Genomic DNA, 17521 nt, shown 5'->3' on the forward strand with positions numbered 1-17521 from the left:
GCAATGAGATTCAGTATAGCCAGCGCAGCACCGACCTCTGCGGCAATGCCATGAAACCCTTTCGCCCCGGTATTGCGCCGACGCTGGTGGTACTCGTGCTGCTGCCGTTACTGGTATTTCTCGGCTTTTGGCAGCTGTCTCGCGGTCACGAAAAACAGGCGCTGCTGGACACTTACGCCGAGCGCCGCGCTGCCGAGCCCATGAGCAGTACGCAACTGCAGGCCACCGAAGATCCGGCGTTCCGTCGTGTGCATTTGCGCGGGCAGTTCGATGCCGAGCACAGCGTGTTGCTGGATAACCGCTTTCGCGACGGCAAGGTCGGTGTGGAGCTACTGCAACCTTTCCATGATCAGGCCAGCGGCGAGTGGCTGTTGCTCAATCGTGGCTGGCTGCCCTGGCCGGACCGCCGTGCACCGCCGGTTTTCACCACTCCCGAACAACTGTTGAATCTCGACGCCTGGGTCTATGTGGCGCCTGGCGAGACCTTCCAGTTGCATGCCGATCCGGCGGGCGCACAGTGGCCACGATTGCTGACCGCGCTGCATCCCGAGGCGTTGTGGGCCGAGTTGGGTCGCAGCGGATTCGCCTATGAAGTGCGGGCTGAAGCGGGCCCGGCCACCTACGAAACCAGCTGGCCCGTGGTCGCCATGGGCCCGGAAAAACACCTGGGCTACGCCGTGCAGTGGTTCGCCATGGCGGTGGCGCTGTTCGGCCTTTACCTCTACCTCGGATGGCACAACACAAAAAAGGAGAAGCGCCATGGGAGCGGCCATGAATCCACTCAACATGTCTGACACGCCGGCAGCGCCCAATCGGCGCAAGGGCCGTTGGCAACTGATCCTGATCCTGCTGATGGTGGTCGGCCCGATGGTGCTCGCCACCTTTATGTACAAATTGCAGTTCTGGGTGCCGGACAGCCGCAGTTACCACGGCGAGATGATCGGCAATGGCCAGACCCGTGCCGACATTGGCGTGCAGGCTGACGAAGACCGCTGGCAACTGCTGGTCACCGCGCCCACCGCCTGCGCCGCCGACTGCCAGCAACTGGTGTACCTCGCACGCCAACTCCAGATCGGCCTGGGCCGTGATGCCTCCCGCGCCAGCCACGCCCTGGCCAGTGCGCAGCCGGTCAGCACCGCGTATGACGCCAAACTCAAGGCCGAATACCCGCAACTGCAACGCTATTCCCTGGACCTGTCGACCTTCAACAAAGACGCCGCCGCCCAAGGCAGCGGCGATGCCCAGCTGTGGATCGTCGACCCCCACGGCAACCTGGTGCTGCGCTACGACGCCCGGGTCAAGGGCAAGGACCTGCTCAACGACCTGCGCCTGCTGCTGAAACTGTCGAACATCGGATAAGGACACCGTCATGGCCAAACCTGGATTTCGCCTCGCGCTGTTTGCCACCCTGCTGGCCCTGATCGTGGTGCTGCTGGGCGCCTATACCCGCCTCACCCACGCGGGTCTTGGTTGCCCGGACTGGCCGGGTTGCTATGGCTTTATCAGCGTGCCGAAAAGCGAAGCCCAGCTGGCCCATGCCGAACTGCATTGCCCGGACACGCCGGTCGAGGCGGACAAGGGCTGGAACGAGATGACCCACCGTTACTTCGCCGGCACCCTCGGGCTGTTGATCGTGCTGCTGGCGGCGCGCGCCTGGACCCATCGGCATCATCCGGGCCAGCCGTTGAAACTGCCGTTGTTCCTGTTGGCGGTGGTGTTCGCCCAGGCAGCGTTTGGCATGTGGACGGTGACGCTGAAGCTCTGGCCGCAAGTGGTCACCGGGCATTTATTGGGCGGGTTTGCGACGTTGAGCCTGCTGTTCTTGCTGACGCTGCGATTGTCCGGCGTATTGCCGGCGCTGATCGTGCCCAGGCGTTTGCAGTATTGGGCGACGGCCGGGCTGGTGCTGGTGATCGGCCAGATCGCGCTGGGTGGATGGGTCAGCTCCAACTACGCAGCCGTGGCGTGTATCGACCTGCCGACCTGTCACGGGCAATGGTGGCCGGCGGCGGATTTCGCCAATGGCTTTCACCTGACCCAGCATATCGGCCCCAATTACCTCGGCGGGCAACTGGACAGTGATGCGCGCACGGCGATTCACCTCACCCACCGGATTGGCGCGCTGCTGGTCACTGTCGTGTTGCTGGGCCTGGCCTGGCAGCTCAAGGTGGTCGGCATGACCCGCCTGGCGGGCCTGTTGCTGATCGCCCTGGCGGCGCAACTCTGCCTGGGCCTGAGCAACGTGTACTTCCACCTGCCGCTGCCGGTTGCGGTCGCGCATAACGCCGGCGGCGCGGCGTTGCTGCTGACGCTGGTGCTGGTCAATTACCACGCCCGCACCAGCCTGGTTCGGGTGCGACATCAGTTGCCATTCGGCTGGCGCTTCAGCCCGCGTAAACACGTGTCGGGCCTCATAACCATCAAAGGAGAGATGCCATGGCGACCTTGATCAGCGAGCGTCACAGCCAGGCGATCTGGCGTGACTATCTGGAGCTGACCAAGCCAAAAGTGGTGGTGCTGATGCTCATCACCTCGCTGGTGGGCATGTTCCTCGCCACCCGCGCCGGGGTGCCGTGGCCGGTGCTGATTTTCGGCAACCTGGGGATCGCGCTGTGTGCCGGCGGCGCGGCGGCGGTCAACCATGTGGTGGACCGGCGCATCGATGCTTTGATGGCGCGCACCCATAAACGCCCGCTGGCGGAAGGGCGCGTATCGCCTGTGGCGGCACTTGTTTTTGCGATGGTGCTGGCGGTTGCCGGGCTGGCGCTGCTGCTGGCGTTTACCAATCCGCTGGCCGCCTGGCTGACCCTGGCCTCGCTGTTGGGTTATGCCGTGATCTACACCGGTTTTCTCAAGCGTGCGACGCCGCAGAACATCGTCATCGGTGGGCTGGCTGGCGCCGCGCCGCCGTTGCTGGGTTGGGTTGCCGTCACTGGCCACGTCAGCGCCGAGCCGTTGCTGCTGGTGCTGATCATCTTCGCCTGGACCCCGCCGCACTTCTGGGCCCTGGCGATTCACCGCAAGGAGGAATACGCCAAGGCCGACATCCCGATGCTGCCCGTGACTCACGGCGAGCACTACACCAAGGTGCATATCCTGCTCTACACCTTCGCCTTGCTGGCGGTCAGCCTGATGCCCTACGTCATCCACATGAGCGGCATGCTGTACCTGGTGTGCGCACTGGTTCTGGGCGGGCGCTTTCTGCAATGGGCCTGGGTGCTGTACCGTGGCAGTCGGCCGCACGCGGCGATCAACACCTTCAAGTACTCTATCGGGTACCTGTTCATGCTGTTTATCGCCCTGCTCGTAGACCATTACCTATTGTTGAACCTATGACTCGAACTCAAAAAACTGTCTTCATTCTGGTGGCCATTGTCGCGTTGATCATGGGCCTGACCGTCAACAAAGTACTGAGTGGCAAAGGCCAGGGCGACCCAACGGCCTTGATCGATGCGGGCATCATCCTGCTGCCGCAAAGCCGCCAGTTGCCACCGGTGACCATGACCAACCAGGACGGCCAGCCGGTGGTGGTCAACGAGCTGAAAGGCAAGTGGGGCGTGCTGTTCTTCGGCTACACCTTCTGCCCGGACATCTGTCCGACCACCCTCGCCCAGCTGCGGCAGATCAAGAGCGAGCTGCCCAAAGACGTTGTGGATAAGTTGCAGGTGATTTTGGTCAGCGTTGACCCGAACCGCGATACACCGGCGCAGCTCAAGCAGTACCTGGGCTACTTCGATCCACAGTTCGAGGGCTTGACCGGTGCGAATGTGGACGATGTGCAGAAGGTTTCGAATGCGGTGAGCATTCCGTTTATTCCGGCAGACACCAGCAAGCCCAACTACACCGTCGACCACAGCGGCAACCTCGCGCTGATCGGTCCGGATGGAACGCAACGCGGGTTTATCCGGGCGCCGTTGAACAACCAGAAGCTGGTGGCGCAGTTCCCGGGGTTGTTGCAGCGTAAATAAGCCTGCCGACCATTTTCTGAGCGACACAAATCAAATGTGGGAGCGGGCTTGCTCGCGAAGGCGGTGTGTCAGTCAACAGATGTATCGACTGAACCACCGCCTTCGCGAGCAAGCCCGCTCCCACATTGGTTTGGATCGTTCCCACGCTCTGCGTGGGAATGCCCCACTGGACGCTCTGCGTCCGCTTTTTCGATCGGGGTTTCGGCCTTGGATCAGAACGCCGGCAGGATCGCGCCTTTGTACTTCTCAAGAATGAACGCTTTCACTTCCGGGGTGTGCAGGGCTGCTACCAGCTTCTTCACCGCGTCCGAATCCTTGTTGTCTTCGCGGGTCACCAGGATGTTCACGTAAGGCGAGTCGTTGCCTTCGATCACCAGTGCGTCCTTGGACGGGTCCAGCTTGGCTTCCAGGGCGTAGTTGGTGTTGATCAGCGCCAGGTCGACCTGGGTCAGCACGCGCGGCAGGGTGGCGGCTTCCAGTTCGCGGAATTTCAGGCCTTTCGGGTTTTCAGTGATGTCCTTGATGGTCGACAGGATGTTGGTCGGGTCCTTCAGGGTGATCAGGTTGTGCTTGGCCAGCAGCAACAGCGCACGGCCGCCGTTGGTGGCGTCGTTCGGGATCACGACGTTGGCGCCGCTTGGCAGGTCTTCCAGCTTCTTGTACTTGCTGGAGTAGGCGCCCAGAGGCTCCAGGTGCACAGCGCCAACGCTCACCAGATGAGTGCCCTTGGCTTTGTTGAACTCATCCAGGTACGGCTGGTGCTGGAAGAAGTTGGCGTCCAGGCGCTTTTCGGCTACCTGTACGTTTGGCTGAACGTAGTCGGTGAAGACTTTGACCTGCAGGTCCACGCCTTCCTTGGCCAGAGCCGGCTTCACGAATTCGAGGATTTCAGCGTGCGGCACCGGGGACGCGGCCACGGTGAGGGTTTCGGCGGCGTGGGCGGAGAACGCGGCAACGGCGGCGAAAGCAACCAGTAGTTTTTTCATTCAACAAGCTCCTTGTTCGGGAATTGGCCGGCTTAACGCCGGCAATAGCCGTTATTTTCGAGAAAAGTGCACCACCAGCTTGTCGCCGACGGTTTGCAGAATTTGTACCAGGATCAGCAGCAGCACCACGGTGACCACCATCACGTCGGTCTGGAAGCGCTGATAACCGAAGCGGATCGCCAAGTCACCCAGGCCACCGGCACCCACTACGCCGGCCATGGCCGTGTAGGAAACCAGTGTAATCGCCGTCACCGTAATTGCCGCGAAGATGCCGGGGCGGGCTTCGGGCAGCAACGCGTTGGTAATGATCTGGCGAGTGGTCGCGCCCATGGCCTGGGTCGCTTCGATAATCCCGCGGTCCACTTCACGCAGCGCCGTTTCCACCAGGCGCGCAAAGAACGGCGTGGCACCCACCACCAGCGGTGGAATTGCACCGGCAACACCCAGCGAGGTGCCGGTGATCAGCACCGTGAACGGGATCATTACGATCAACAGGATAATGAACGGCAGCGAACGCAGGATGTTCACCACCAGCGACAACAGCGCATAAACATTCTTTTGTTCGAACAGCTGACGCGGGCTGCACAGGAACAGCAGCACGCCCAACGGCAAGCCCAGCAATACGGTGAACAGCAGCGAGCCGAACAGCATGGTCATGGTGTCGCCGGTGGCGAGCAGGATTTCCGACCAGTCGATGTTCGAGAAAAAGCTCAAGAGGATTTCCATTAGCGCAGCACCTCCATATGGACGTCTGCCGCGGTGAAGGCGGCGAAGGCGGCCTCCATGTCACCGCCGGTGACGGCGAGGGTCAGTTGCCCGTAGGGAATGTCTTTGATGCGGTCGATACGACCGGCGAGGATGCTGTAGTCCACACCCGTGTCGCGGGCGACGGTACCCAGCAGCGGCGCGTAGGTCGCTTCGCCCTGGAACGTCAGGCGCACGATGCGCCCCGGTACATGGGCGAAGTCATCACGCTGTTCGCCTTCGTCGACTTGCTCGGATTCCTGCACGAAGCGCTTGGTGGTCGGGTGCTTGGGGTGCAGGAATACGTCGGCGACGGTGCCTTGCTCGACGATCACGCCGGCGTCCATCACGGCCACGTGGTCGCACACGCGGCGGATCACGTCCATTTCATGAGTGATCAGCACGATAGTCAGCTTCAGCTCGCGGTTGATCTCGGCCAGCAGTTGCAGGACCGAGGCCGTGGTCTGCGGGTCGAGGGCGCTGGTGGCTTCGTCGCACAGCAGGATTTTCGGCTTGGTGGCCAGGGCGCGGGCGATGCCGACGCGCTGCTTCTGGCCGCCAGACAACTGCGCCGGGTACTTCTTGGCATGGTCGGACAGGCCGACCCGCGCCAGCAATTCGGCCACGCGCAGGTCGATTTCCTTGCGGGAAAGTTCGCCCGCGAGGGTCAGCGGCAGCGCCACGTTGTCGGCAACGGTCTTGGATGCCAGCAGGTTGAAGTGCTGGAAGATCATCCCGACCTGTTGCCGGAAACGGCGCAGGCCGTTGGCGTCGAGGGCGGTGACTTCTTCGTCATCGACCTTGATCTGGCCGCCGCTGGGTTGCTCCAGGCGGTTGATCAGACGCAGCAAAGTACTTTTTCCCGCACCGGAATGGCCGATCAGACCAAACACCTGGCCATTTTCGACGCGCAGGTTGGTGGGATGCAGTGCGGGGATATCCTTACCGGCGACCCGGTAGGTTTTATGGACGTTATGAAACTCGATCACGTAGCGAACCTTGTGGGGCGCATTAAAAAGGGATCAGCGGTTAGCCGGGCGCGCATTTTAGCCTGTCCGTATAGCGTTTCTTAGCATTTATTTCTCATCCGACCAGCGATTTGGCAATAACGCGATCAAAGGTCATAAAAAAGGAACGGTACAAAACCGTGTCAGTCACTACATAAGCAACTCGAAACTCCCAGGTGCCGTGCCTGGGGTTTTGCTCAAGAAGAGCCGGGGATCGCTCTGGCCTACGCAAACGAGGAGTTTTTGTCTGATGAGTACTAAGAAGCCAGTTACCCCGCCCAAGAGCGAACTTGCGGGCACCGACACTCTGGACCGTGGCAACACCAACGCCAAGCTGCAAAGCCTGGAAACATTCCGCTCCGACGCGACGGGCCAGGCGCTGCGCACCAACCAGGGCGTGAAGGTTTCCGATAACCAGAACAGCTTGAAGGTCGGCTCCCGTGGCCCATCGCTGCTGGAAGACTTCATCATGCGTGAAAAAATCACGCACTTTGACCATGAGCGGATCCCGGAACGTATCGTTCATGCTCGGGGTACCGGTGCCCATGGTTATTTCCAGACCTACGAAAACCACTCGGCGCTGACCAAGGCCGGATTCCTGCGTAACCCCGAACACAAAACCCCGGTATTTGCGCGTTTCTCTACGGTGCAGGGCCCTCGCGGCTCGGGTGATACCGTGCGTGACGTGCGTGGTTTTGCCGTGAAGTTCTTCACCGACGAAGGCAACTTCGACCTGGTGGGCAACAACATGCCGGTGTTTTTCATTCAGGATGCGATCAAGTTTCCTGACTTCGTGCATGCGGTAAAGCCTGAGCCCCACAACGAGATTCCTACCGGCGGCTCGGCCCACGATACGTTCTGGGATTTTGTCTCGCTGCAGCCGGAGTCGGCGCACATGGTGATCTGGGCCATGTCTGACCGGGCGATCCCGAAAAGCCTGCGAACCATGCAGGGTTTTGGCGTGCACACCTTCCGCCTGGTGAACGCCGAGGGCAAATCCAACTTCGTCAAATTCCACTGGCGGCCTACCGTCGGCACCTGCTCCCTGGTGTGGGACGAGGCGCAGAAGCTGGCGGGCAAAGACACCGACTTCCACCGTCGTGACCTGTGGGAATCCATTGAAAGTGGCGATTACCCGGAATGGGAATTGGGCGTGCAGATCATCGCCGAAGAAGACGAGCATAAGTTCGACTTCGATATTCTCGACCCGACCAAGCTGATCCCCGAAGAGCTGGTGCCGATCACGCCGCTGGGCAAGATGGTGCTCAACCGCAACCCCGACAACTACTTTGCCGAGACCGAGCAAGTGGCGTTCTGCCCGGGGCATATCGTGCCGGGCATCGACTTTTCCAATGACCCGCTGCTGCAAGGCCGTCTGTTTTCCTACACCGATACGCAGATCAGCCGACTGGGCGGGCCGAACTTTCACGAGTTGCCGATCAACCGTCCGGTAGCGCCGTTCCATAACGGCCAGCGCGATGCCATGCACCGCACCACCATAGACAAGGGCCGCGCGTCCTACGAGCCGAACTCGATTGATGGCGGCTGGCCGAAAGAAACTCCGCCTGCGGCGCAGGACGGTGGTTTTGAGACGTATCCGGAGCGTATTGATGCCCACAAGATCCGTGAGCGCAGCGAGTCGTTCGGTGATCACTTCTCCCAGGCGCGCCTGTTTTTCCGCAGCATGAGCAAGCACGAGCAGGAGCACATCATCGCCGCCTACAGTTTTGAACTGGGCAAGGTGGAGCGTGAGTTTATTCGCGCTCGCCAGGTGAACGAGATCCTCGCCAACATCGACTTGGAACTGGCCAAGCGTGTGGCGCAGAACCTGGGCTTGCCAGCACCGACTAAAGGTACGGTGCCAGAGCGCAAGACGTCTCCGGAACGCTCGCCAGCGTTGAGCCAGGCCAATTTGCTGTCGGGTGATATCAAGACCCGCAAGGTGGCGATTCTGGCGGCGAACGGTGTTGATGGTGCGGCGATTGATGCCTTGAAGAAGGCGCTTGAGGCCGCAGGTGCGCATGCGAAGTTGCTGGGGCCTACCTCGGCGCCGGTAACGACGGCGGATGGCAAGAGCCTGTCGGTGGATGCTTCCATGGAAGGCTTGCCTTCGGTGGCGTTCGATGCGGTGTTTGTGCCGGGTGGCGCCAAGTCGGTTCAGGCGTTGAGCGCTGATGGTGTGGCGTTGCATTACCTGCTGGAGGCCTACAAGCACTTGAAAGCAATTGCCCTGGCCGGTGAGGCGAAGCAGTTGCTGGATGTGCTGAAGCTTGAGGCGGATGCGGGCTTGATTGTGGGCGGCGACGCGAAGGCGTTTAAGGCGTTCTTTGCGGCGATTGCTCAGCATCGGGTCTGGGATCGGGAGCCGAAGGCTAAAGCTGTTCCGGCTTAAGGTATCGGTCGTTTGTCAGATCGCCTTCGCGAGCAAGCCCGCTCCCACATTTGACCGCATTCCAAAGTTGGAACTCGGTTAAATGTGGGAGCGGGCTTGCTCGCGAATGGCGTTATTCAGTCTTACGCGGAATCAGCACGACCTGCGCCGGAACCTTCTTCAGGATCTGCCGGTGAATCTTCAGGTCATACCCCGAATCGATGCGCTTCACCCGTTTGGTCAGCAACGTGGCCAGCCATGGGTAATCTTCGGTGCGTGGTGCCTGGATGCTCACATCGCACTGGTAATTCACCACATCGGTGGCGATCTCATCCAGTTGATGGCGCAGCGCCTCGATATCGGTGAGGTTCAGCGCAACCGTAGTGCTTGGCGCTGCCGGGTCGATGACCTTGGCCGGCGGCTTGGCTTCGGCGGCTTTCAGGGCGGCCTCGGCTTTGTCCAGTTCGACTTTACGGGCATGGGCGATCGCACTGTTGACGCCACCGGTCAGCGCCGGAGCCTTGGGCATCAATGCCCGTGCGCGGCTCAGGGCCGTCGCGGCAGCGTTGACATCACCCTTTTGCAGGACGATCTGGCTGCGCTGCAAATAGGCTTCGGCCAGTTGGCGCTGATAAGGCTCCAGCGCCGGGTCGTTGGGCGACTGGGCCTGCAAGGCGGCCAGCTCGTCTTCGGCGGTGGCCAGTTCACTGCTGGCGAGGTTTTGCTCCAGCTGTGCGATGGCCGCAGCACGTGCGTCCGGCGCCTGGGGGACGGCGGGCGGGGTGCTTTGGCAGGCGCCCAGCAGCAAGGAAAATGCGGCAAGGAGCAGATAACGGGCGTTGAACAGCTTCATTCCTGCGACTCTCTAATTGCGCAAAAAGCGAGCAAGTCTACACCCCACGACGGGGCAGGACAAAACTCAGCAGAAACAGGGCGGCCGCCGTGACCACAATCGACGGCCCGGCCGGGGTGTCCTTGAACCAGGACAGCGCCAGGCCACCACACACCGCGAGCATCCCCAGAAGGCTGGCGCCGAGCGCCATTTGCTCCGGCGAGCGGGCGTGACGCTGGGCCGCAGCAGCTGGGATGATCAGCAGCGATGTGATCAACAATACGCCGACAATCTTCATCGCGACAGCGATCACCACGGCGATCAGCAGCATCAGGGTCATGCGCAGTGCCGCCACGGGCAAGCCTTCGACGGTGGCCAGTTCTTCGTGAACGGTGATCGCCAGCAGCGGGCGCCACAGCGTCACCAGCAGCACCAGCACTGCCGCGCTGCCGCCTAGAATCCACGCCAGGTCGGTGGGGCTGATAGCCAGCAGGTCGCCGAACAGGTAGGCCATCAGGTCGATACGCACTTCATGCATGAAGCTCAGCACCACCAGGCCCAAGGACAAGGTGCTTGGGGCCAGGATGCCCAGCAGGGTATCGGAGGCCAGCGGCTGGCGCTGTTGCAGGGTCACCAGCAGCACAGCCAGCAGCAGGCAGCCGACGGTGACGGCAATGGTCGGGCTCACATCCAGCAGAAATCCCATGGCCACGCCCAGCAGCGCGGCGTGGGACAGGGTGTCGCCAAAATAGGCCATGCGCCGCCAGACCACGAACGAGCCCAGTGGGCCCGCCACCAGCGCCAGAGCCAAGCCTGCCAGCAGGGCGTAGAGCAGAAAATCAGCCATGCTTGCAGCTATCTCCATGAACGTGGGTGTGGGATGCGGTGGAGTCATCGACTACGGCGCCATGCAGATCATGGGCGTGGTCGTGATGGTGGTGATAAATCGCCAGGCTCTGGGCGTTCTTGCCAAACAGTTCGACGAAGGCCGGGTCACCGCTGACCTGTTCCGGGTGGCCGGAGCAGCACACGTGGCGATTGAGGCACACCACCTGGTCGGTGGTGCTCATCACCAGGTGCAGGTCATGGGAGACCATCAGCACGCCGCAACCATGGCGGTCCCGCAGGCGGGTGATCAGGCTGTACAGCTCGGCCTGGCCGGCGACGTCGACGCCCTGTACGGGTTCATCCAGTACCAGCAATTCCGGCTCGCGCAGCAGGGCGCGGGCCAGCAGCACTCGCTGCATTTCGCCGCCGGAGATGCTTTGCACCGGGCTGTCGATCACCTGTTCGGCGCCCACTTCCTTGAGGGCGGACTGTGCGCGGGCACGGTCGACACCGGGCACCAGGCGCAGGAAGCGCAGCACCGAGAGGGGCAAGGTCGGGTCCACATGCAGCTTCTGCGGCATGTAGCCGACCCGCAGCCTCGGCTTGCGCCACACGCTGCCGCTGTCGGGCTTGAGCAGGCCGAGTACGGCGCGCACCAGGGTGGTCTTGCCGGCACCGTTGGGGCCGATCAGCGTGACGATCTGACCTGGCTCGACGCTCAGGGCGATGTTGTCCAGCACGTTTTGCCCGGCGAACGTGACCCCGACCTGCTCCAGGCGGATTAACGCAGTGCTCATCAAGCCCCCTGGCAGCCCGAGCACACACCGACGACTTCGACGGTTTGCCCTTCGACCTTGAAGCCGACGTCGCCGGCGCTCTTGATGATGCTGTCGCTGATGCTTTTTTGCTCAAGTTCGATGGCGGCGTGGCATTCGCGGCAAATCAGGAACTGGCCCTGGTGCGCGTGTTCCGGGTGGTTGCAGCCGACAAAGGCGTTGAGCGACGAGATGCGGTGCACCAGGCCGTTGTCCAGCAGGAAATCCAGCGCGCGGTACACCGTGGGCGGCGCGGCGCGGCGGCCGTCCTGCTCGCTGAGCACGCCGAGGATGTCGTAGGCACCCAGCGGCTTGTGGCTTTGCCACACCAGCTCCAGCACCCGGCGACGCAGGGCGGTCAGGCGCAGCCCTTGGCGCGCGCACAGTGCGTCGGCCTCTGACAGTGCGCTGTGCACGCAGTGAGAGTGGTCATGGGGACGGCTGGCAAGCGGTGTTTTAGGCATGAGCGGCGACAGATATTTGTGAGAGACGTTATTATGTTACCTGTTCCTGCCTCCTTGAGTGGTCATCGTGTCCAGACTTTTTCCCGTTTTTGTCGTATTTGTCACCAGTTTGCTGCTTGCCGGTGCCGCTCAGGCGGAGGTTCGGGTGCTGACCAGTATCAAACCGTTACAACTGATTGCTGCTGCTGTGCAGGATGGCGTGGCGATTCCCGAGGTATTGCTGCCGCCGGGCGCTTCGCCGCATAACTATGCGTTGCGCCCTTCCGACGTACGGCGCGTGCAGTCGGTGGACCTGCTGTATTGGATCGGCCCGGACATGGAAAGCTTTCTGCCGCGTGTCTTGAAAGGCCGTAGCTTGCCGACGGTGGCGGTGCAGGACCTTCCGGGAATGAAACTGCGTCGGTTCGCCGAAGATAGCCACTCCCATGCTGAAGATGCCGACGAACATGATCATGACCATCGCCCGGGCAGCCTGGATGCGCATTTGTGGCTGTCGACGGTCAACGCCCGGGTGATTGCGAACCGCATGGCGGCGGACCTCAGCGCTGCCGACCCGGCGAACGCCGAGCGTTACCAGAGCAACGTGAAGGCCTTTGATGGCCGTATGGATGCACTGGACGCGCGCTTGAAGGCACGTATGGCGGACGTCGCCGGCAAGCCGTACTTCGTGTTCCATGAAGCCTTCGATTACTTCGAAGATGCCTACGGGCTCAAGCACACCGGGGTGTTCAGTGTGGCCGCAGAAGTGCAGCCGGGTGCCCAGCATGTGGCAGCGATGCGTACGCGTTTGCAGGAAGTGGGCAAGACTTGTGTGTTCAGCGAGCCGCCGTTGCGCCCGCGCCTTGCGGAAACGCTGGTGGCGGGTTTGCCGGTGAAGCTGGCGGAGCTGGATGCGTTGGGCGGCTACACGCCGGCCTCCGCCCAGGGGTATGAGCAGGTGCTGGAGAAGCTGGGGAATGACCTGGCTGGGTGCCTGGAGTCGCTCTGACAGACGCCGCATAACCACTGTGGGAGCGGGCTTGCTCGCGAATGCGGTGCATCAGTCAGCGCATCTGGTGACTGAAACTCCACATTCGCGAGCAAGCCCGCTCCCACATTTTGATCGCGTACAATCTTTACAGCGCGAACGGCAGCGGGGTCTTGACCTGCTGGCGTTGCGCCAGGCGCACCTGAAACTCGCGCGGGTCGTGAATCAGCACGTCCTGCCCGGCGAACGATTCCGCCGCAATCAGGCGTGACAGCCAGAACCGCACACAGGCCACACGCAGCATGGTCGGCCACAGCTCCGCTTCCTTGGCGGTAAACGGTCGCAAGCCCGCATAAGCCCCCAGCAACGCCCGCGCCCGTTGGCCGTCGATCACGCCGTCGGCGTCCGAGCACCAGTCGTTCAGGGCGATCGCCACGTCGTACAGCATCGGCCCCGAGCAGGCGTTGTAGAAGTCGATCAGCCCGGTCAGGTGCGTGCCTTCGAACATCGCGTTGTCGCGAAACAGGTCGGCGTGGATGTTTGCCCGGGGCAGCGCGAGGATCTGCGCCTTGTGCGCCTCGATCTCATCCAGCGCCGCTTGCAACAGGCCGCGTTGTTCCGCGTCGAGGTGCGAAATCAGTTGCGCGCCTTCGCTGAGCATCCAGTCCAGCCCGCGATCGGTCTTGCGTTCCAGCACCTTCTCGCCTTGGGTGGCCAGGTGCAGGTGCCCGAGCAATTCGCCCACTTGCACGCAATGCTGGGCGTTGGCGTCCTTGATGTGCTTGCCCGCCAGGCGCGGTTGCAGCAGCGCCGGTTTGCCCGCCAACTCGCGCAAGGCCACGCCGTCGGTGGTACGCAGGGCGTAAGGCACTGGCAAATCAGCGTCGTGGAGCACGTCCAGCAGTTCGATGAAGAACGGCATTTCCTGCACGGGGCCGCGCTCGACCAGGGTCAGGACAAATTCGCCCTGTTCCAGGCTGATGAAGAAATTGGTGTTTTCACTACCAGCGGCAATCCCCTGGAAATCAAGCAGGCGGCCGAGCCCGTAAGGGGCAAGAAAGGTTTCCAGCTCGGGCCGAGCCAGGGGGGTGAACACAGACATGGTTAAAACTGCCGTTACGGGCGCTGCGGGGAGCAGCGCCGATTAAAGTTAAGAAATCATTTCCATTCGAAGATCTTCCATGACGGGATCAGCATATCCGGCTGGTCAGAGCGGATGAAGTTCGCATCGGTTCCGTCCGCGCGCACCAGGAAGTAAGGCGGAAAGCCTTTCTGGGTCACCTTGATCGCGTACAGGAAACCATTCTGGCGGTATTCCTGGATGGTTTTGTCGCCTTCCGTGCGAATGGTGACTTCCGGGTCGCCCGAAGGGGCAGTATCTGCCGCCATGGCCACCATCGGAGTGAGTGCAATCAAGCCGGTCAACAACAGGCGATTTACTGTACGCATGATAACCTTGTCCCTTTGTCGTCATTGGTCCGGCTATTCTAGCGCCTGACCCGCCGAAAAGGTTGATCCTGCTCATGAGCCAAGCCCCCCTCGTCCTGGTGGACGGTTCTTCTTACCTGTACCGCGCCTTTCACGCGCTGCCGCCGCTCACCACTTCCAAAGGCCTGCCTACCGGCGCGGTCAAGGGCGTGTTGAACATGCTCAAAAGCCTGCGCAGGCAATACCCGAACAGCCCGTTCGCGGTAGTGTTCGACGCCAAGGGCGGGACATTTCGCGATGAGCTGTACGCCGAATACAAGGCCAACCGCGCAAGCATGCCCGATGACATGCGCGTGCAGATCGAGCCGCTGCACCAGAGCGTGATCGCCCTGGGCTTCCCGCTGCTGTGCGTCGAAGGCGTCGAAGCGGACGACGTGATCGGCACCCTGGCCCGCAGCAGCGCGGCCGCCGACCGTCCGGTGGTGATTTCCACCGGCGACAAGGACATGGCGCAGCTGGTCGACGGGCACATTACCTTGGTCAACACCATGACCGGTAGCGCCATGGACGTTGAGGGCGTGAAGGAGAAATTCGGTGTCGCTCCCGAGCAGATCATCGATTACCTGGCGTTGATGGGCGACTCGTCCGACAACATCCCGGGCGTTCCCGGCATTGGTCCGAAGACAGCGTCCGGCTTGCTGGTAGGCGTCAACGGCGGTTTGAAAGAGCTCTACGAGCAGCTCGATATCGTGCCGACCTTGCCGATTCGTGGTGCCAAGACCCTGGTCGCCAAACTGGAAGAGCATAAGGCGAGTGCGTTCCTGTCCTACGAGCTGGCGACGATCAAGATCGACGTGCCGCTGGATGTGGGCCTGGATGATTTGCACCTGATCGAGCCGGATCGCGAGAAGCTGCTGGAGCTGTATACGCTGCTGGAGTTCAAGAGCTGGATTGACGAGATTCAACGCGATGCCAAGCGCGTCGAGTTGAGCGCTGCTCCTTCGGCCGCGGTCGCCGAGGAAGCGGTTGAGGTGGTCGCGCCGGTTTCTGTGGAGCCGGTGTACGAAACCATCCTCACCCAGGCCCAGTTCGATGTCTGGCTGAAGAAGCTCAACGACGCCAAGCTGTTCGCCTTTGATACCGAGACCACCGGGATCGACGCCCAGATAGCGCAACTGGTGGGTGTGTCGTTTGCCGTGCAGGCCCATGAAGCAGCCTACATTCCGCTGACCCACTCCTACATCGGCGCGCCGGAACAGCTGGATCGGGACACCGTGCTGCTGGCCCTGAAGCCGTTGCTCGAAGACCCGGAAAAACTCAAGGTCGGCCAGCACGCCAAGTTCGACATGAACATCCTGGCCAACTGCGCCATCGGTGGTGACCCGGCACACGGCATCACCGTGCGCGGCATTGCCTTCGACACCATGCTTGAATCCTATGTGCTGAACTCCGTGGCGACGCGCCACGACATGGACAGCCTGGCGAAGAAGTACCTGGACCACGACACCGTCAGCTTCCAGGACATCGCCGGCAAAGGCGCCAAGCAGCTGACCTTTGACCAGATTGCCCTGGAGCAAGCCGGCCCTTACGCGGCGGAAGACGCGGATGTGACCCTGCGTTTGCACCAGGAACTGCACAAGCAGCTTGCCGCTATTCCTACCCTGGCCAGCGTATTGTCCGACATCGAGATGCCGCTGGTGCCCGTGCTGGCGCGCATTGAGCGCCAGGGCGCCCTGGTGGATGCCGCCTTGCTGGGCATCCAGAGCATCGAGCTGGGCAACAAGATGGTCGACCTCGAGCGCCAGGCGTATGAAATCGCCGGCGAGGAATTCAACCTGGGCTCGCCCAAGCAGTTGGGTGCGATTCTCTACGAGAAACTCGGGCTGCCGGTGTTGAAGAAGACCGGCAAAGGCCAGGCCTCGACGGCCGAGGAAGTCTTGGCCAAATTGGCTGAAGATGACTATCCACTGCCGAAAGTGCTGATGCAGTACCGCAGCATGAGCAAGTTGAAAAGCACCTACACCGACCGTTTGCCGGAGCAGATCAACCCGCGCACCGGTCGCGTGCACACTTCCTATCACCAGGCCGTAGCAGCAACCGGGCGCCTGTCATCCAGCGATCCAAACCTGCAGAACATTCCGGTGCGTACCGCTGAAGGCCGGCGTATCCGCCAGGCATTTGTCGCGCCCAAGGGCTACAAGCTGCTGGCGGCGGACTACTCGCAGATCGAGCTGCGCATCATGGCGCATTTGTCCAAGGACGAAGGCTTGCTGAATGCGTTCCGCGACGACCTGGACGTGCACACCGCCACGGCGGCCGAAGTGTTCAAGGTTGAGTTGACCGAGGTCACGTCCAATCAGCGTCGCAGTGCCAAGGCGATCAACTTTGGCCTGATCTACGGCATGGGCGCCCAGAAGCTGGGCAAGGACATCGGCGTCGACACCAAGACCGCCAAGGCTTACATCGATGTGTACTTCGCCCGCTATCCGGGGGTGCGCGAGTACATGGAGCGCACCCGTGCCCAGGCGGCTGATCAGGGTTATGTGGAAACCCTGTTCGGGCGCCGCCTGTACCTGCCGGAGATCAATTCCAACAAGCCTCAGGAGCGTGCTGGCGCTGAGCGTACGGCAATCAACGCGCCGATGCAGGGCACTGCGGCCGATATCATCAAGAAGGCCATGGTCAAGGTCGACAACTGGCTGACGGAATCGGGCCTGGACGCCAAGGTCATCCTTCAGGTGCACGATGAATTGGTGCTGGAGGTGCGTGAGGACCTGGTGGCAGAAGTCAGCGCGAGGATTCGTGAACACATGAGCGAGGCGGCAAAGCTGGATGTGCCGCTGGTGGTAGACGTCGGCGTGGGCGACAACTGGGACGAAGCGCACTAAGCCTGGGGCCTGGGCCGCGGCATCATGCCGCGGCAGCGCTTTAGATCGGAAAACGAGGCGGGTTATTTCCAATAGTTTTTTGAACGTGCCGGAACTTAACCCGTGAATTGCTACTCAGAGTTACTGAATGGGTGGTGAAGCCCTTCAATGCTCCTATGTTGTGTTAAGTGTTGGCAGATATCTGGACCCCGCCCTAGCGGTCCGGAACTTGGACCCCGAACTT

At 61.7% G+C, this 17521-nt stretch carries 17 protein-coding genes; 8 read left to right on the top strand and 9 right to left on the bottom strand.

Going from position 1 to position 17521, the window contains the following annotated elements; all coding sequences use genetic code 11:
• Positions 1-50: 50 nt before the first annotated feature.
• The 5 genes from HYE77_RS08235 to HYE77_RS08255 are packed head-to-tail and all read left to right on the top strand — an operon-like array spanning position 51 to position 3968.
• A complete protein-coding gene (locus tag HYE77_RS08235; protein WP_023659275.1) occupies positions 51-794 on the top strand; it encodes an SURF1 family protein in 744 nt (247 codons plus the stop codon).
• Positions 760-1359, top strand: coding sequence for a hypothetical protein (locus HYE77_RS08240; RefSeq protein ID WP_023659276.1), 600 nt, complete (start codon positions 760-762; stop codon positions 1357-1359). The genes HYE77_RS08235 and HYE77_RS08240 overlap by 35 nt, the downstream gene beginning before the upstream one ends.
• A 10-nt stretch (positions 1360-1369) precedes the next feature.
• A complete protein-coding gene (locus HYE77_RS08245; protein ID WP_177068649.1) occupies positions 1370-2449 on the top strand; it encodes a heme A synthase in 1080 nt (359 codons plus the stop codon).
• The gene (cyoE, locus tag HYE77_RS08250; RefSeq protein ID WP_003214839.1) at positions 2437-3336 is read left to right on the top strand and encodes a heme o synthase; all 900 of its coding nucleotides are present in this window, start codon (positions 2437-2439) and stop codon (positions 3334-3336) included. Before HYE77_RS08245 ends, cyoE begins: the two co-directional genes overlap by 13 nt.
• Positions 3333-3968, top strand: coding sequence for an SCO family protein (locus tag HYE77_RS08255; RefSeq protein WP_177068650.1), 636 nt, complete (start codon positions 3333-3335; stop codon positions 3966-3968). The genes cyoE and HYE77_RS08255 overlap by 4 nt, the downstream gene beginning before the upstream one ends.
• A 212-nt stretch (positions 3969-4180) precedes the next feature.
• Here HYE77_RS08255 and HYE77_RS08260 read toward each other — a convergent pair whose 3' ends face one another.
• From HYE77_RS08260 to HYE77_RS08270, 3 genes are read right to left on the bottom strand one after another with little or no spacing between them, the layout of a single operon-like run.
• Positions 4181-4954, bottom strand: coding sequence for a MetQ/NlpA family ABC transporter substrate-binding protein (locus tag HYE77_RS08260; RefSeq protein WP_003214835.1), 774 nt, complete (start codon positions 4952-4954; stop codon positions 4181-4183).
• A 51-nt stretch (positions 4955-5005) separates the two neighbouring features.
• The gene (locus tag HYE77_RS08265) at positions 5006-5680 is read right to left on the bottom strand and encodes a methionine ABC transporter permease (RefSeq protein ID WP_003214831.1); all 675 of its coding nucleotides are present in this window, start codon (positions 5678-5680) and stop codon (positions 5006-5008) included.
• Positions 5680-6687, bottom strand: a complete 1008-nt coding sequence (locus HYE77_RS08270; protein WP_003214829.1) for a methionine ABC transporter ATP-binding protein — start codon at positions 6685-6687, stop codon at positions 5680-5682. Before HYE77_RS08270 ends, HYE77_RS08265 begins: the two co-directional genes overlap by 1 nt.
• A gap of 268 nt (positions 6688-6955) precedes the next feature.
• On the opposite strand from HYE77_RS08270, the gene katE reads away from it, so the two are divergent.
• Positions 6956-9097, top strand: a complete 2142-nt coding sequence (katE, locus tag HYE77_RS08275; RefSeq protein WP_177068651.1) for a catalase HPII — start codon at positions 6956-6958, stop codon at positions 9095-9097.
• 112 nt (positions 9098-9209) lie between these two features.
• On the opposite strand, the gene HYE77_RS08280 is transcribed toward katE, so the two are convergent.
• Genes HYE77_RS08280 through HYE77_RS08295 form a run of 4 tightly spaced genes read right to left on the bottom strand, consistent with a single transcriptional unit; the run spans position 9210 to position 12015 of the window.
• Positions 9210-9929, bottom strand: a complete 720-nt coding sequence (locus HYE77_RS08280; RefSeq protein ID WP_177068652.1) for a PA5502 family lipoprotein — start codon at positions 9927-9929, stop codon at positions 9210-9212.
• A gap of 37 nt (positions 9930-9966) precedes the next feature.
• Entirely contained in the window at positions 9967-10755 is a 789-nt protein-coding gene (gene znuB / locus HYE77_RS08285; RefSeq protein ID WP_003214823.1) for a zinc ABC transporter permease subunit ZnuB, read from the bottom strand.
• Entirely contained in the window at positions 10748-11533 is a 786-nt protein-coding gene (gene znuC / locus HYE77_RS08290) for a zinc ABC transporter ATP-binding protein ZnuC (protein WP_008439630.1), read from the bottom strand. The genes znuB and znuC overlap by 8 nt, the downstream gene beginning before the upstream one ends.
• The gene (locus tag HYE77_RS08295; RefSeq protein ID WP_003214819.1) at positions 11533-12015 is read right to left on the bottom strand and encodes a Fur family transcriptional regulator; all 483 of its coding nucleotides are present in this window, start codon (positions 12013-12015) and stop codon (positions 11533-11535) included. The genes znuC and HYE77_RS08295 overlap by 1 nt, the downstream gene beginning before the upstream one ends.
• A 58-nt stretch (positions 12016-12073) precedes the next feature.
• Between HYE77_RS08295 and HYE77_RS08300 the strand changes: the two genes are divergently transcribed.
• The gene (locus tag HYE77_RS08300; RefSeq protein WP_008439631.1) at positions 12074-13003 is read left to right on the top strand and encodes a zinc ABC transporter substrate-binding protein; all 930 of its coding nucleotides are present in this window, start codon (positions 12074-12076) and stop codon (positions 13001-13003) included.
• Positions 13004-13130: 127 nt separating this feature from the next.
• On the opposite strand, the gene HYE77_RS08305 is transcribed toward HYE77_RS08300, so the two are convergent.
• Both HYE77_RS08305 and HYE77_RS08310 read right to left on the bottom strand, forming a co-directional pair.
• Positions 13131-14084, bottom strand: a complete 954-nt coding sequence (locus HYE77_RS08305) for a homoserine kinase (protein ID WP_102367835.1) — start codon at positions 14082-14084, stop codon at positions 13131-13133.
• A gap of 56 nt (positions 14085-14140) precedes the next feature.
• Positions 14141-14431: a DUF2782 domain-containing protein gene (locus HYE77_RS08310; RefSeq protein WP_003214814.1), complete on the bottom strand. Its 291-nt coding sequence runs from the start codon at positions 14429-14431 to the stop codon at positions 14141-14143.
• A 74-nt stretch (positions 14432-14505) separates the two neighbouring features.
• Here HYE77_RS08310 and polA point away from each other — a divergent pair, with 74 nt between their 5' ends.
• Entirely contained in the window at positions 14506-17298 is a 2793-nt protein-coding gene (gene polA, locus HYE77_RS08315; RefSeq protein WP_177068653.1) for a DNA polymerase I, read from the top strand.
• Positions 17299-17521: the final 223 nt, after the last annotated feature.

It is taken from the genome of Pseudomonas sp. IPO3774, assembly GCF_013386835.1.
Taxonomy (GTDB): domain Bacteria; phylum Pseudomonadota; class Gammaproteobacteria; order Pseudomonadales; family Pseudomonadaceae; genus Aquipseudomonas.

Excerpts from the sequence above, each read along its gene's own strand:
- HYE77_RS08260 (WP_003214835.1), bottom strand. The coding sequence starts at position 4,954 with ATGAAAAAACTACTGGTTGCTTTCGCCGCCGTTGCCGCGTTCTCCGCC.
- HYE77_RS08305 (WP_102367835.1), bottom strand. The coding sequence starts at position 14,084 with ATGTCTGTGTTCACCCCCCTGGCTCGGCCCGAGCTGGAAACCTTTCTT.
- znuB (WP_003214823.1), bottom strand. The coding sequence starts at position 10,755 with ATGGCTGATTTTCTGCTCTACGCCCTGCTGGCAGGCTTGGCTCTGGCG.
- znuC (WP_008439630.1), bottom strand. The coding sequence starts at position 11,533 with ATGAGCACTGCGTTAATCCGCCTGGAGCAGGTCGGGGTCACGTTCGCC.
- polA (WP_177068653.1), top strand. The coding sequence starts at position 14,506 with ATGAGCCAAGCCCCCCTCGTCCTGGTGGACGGTTCTTCTTACCTGTAC.
- cyoE (WP_003214839.1), top strand. The coding sequence starts at position 2,437 with ATGGCGACCTTGATCAGCGAGCGTCACAGCCAGGCGATCTGGCGTGAC.
- HYE77_RS08235 (WP_023659275.1), top strand. The coding sequence starts at position 51 with ATGAAACCCTTTCGCCCCGGTATTGCGCCGACGCTGGTGGTACTCGTG.
- HYE77_RS08295 (WP_003214819.1), bottom strand. The coding sequence starts at position 12,015 with ATGCCTAAAACACCGCTTGCCAGCCGTCCCCATGACCACTCTCACTGC.
- HYE77_RS08245 (WP_177068649.1), top strand. The coding sequence starts at position 1,370 with ATGGCCAAACCTGGATTTCGCCTCGCGCTGTTTGCCACCCTGCTGGCC.
- katE (WP_177068651.1), top strand. The coding sequence starts at position 6,956 with ATGAGTACTAAGAAGCCAGTTACCCCGCCCAAGAGCGAACTTGCGGGC.
- HYE77_RS08240 (WP_023659276.1), top strand. The coding sequence starts at position 760 with ATGGGAGCGGCCATGAATCCACTCAACATGTCTGACACGCCGGCAGCG.
- HYE77_RS08265 (WP_003214831.1), bottom strand. The coding sequence starts at position 5,680 with ATGGAAATCCTCTTGAGCTTTTTCTCGAACATCGACTGGTCGGAAATC.
- HYE77_RS08280 (WP_177068652.1), bottom strand. The coding sequence starts at position 9,929 with ATGAAGCTGTTCAACGCCCGTTATCTGCTCCTTGCCGCATTTTCCTTG.
- HYE77_RS08255 (WP_177068650.1), top strand. The coding sequence starts at position 3,333 with ATGACTCGAACTCAAAAAACTGTCTTCATTCTGGTGGCCATTGTCGCG.
- HYE77_RS08310 (WP_003214814.1), bottom strand. The coding sequence starts at position 14,431 with ATGCGTACAGTAAATCGCCTGTTGTTGACCGGCTTGATTGCACTCACT.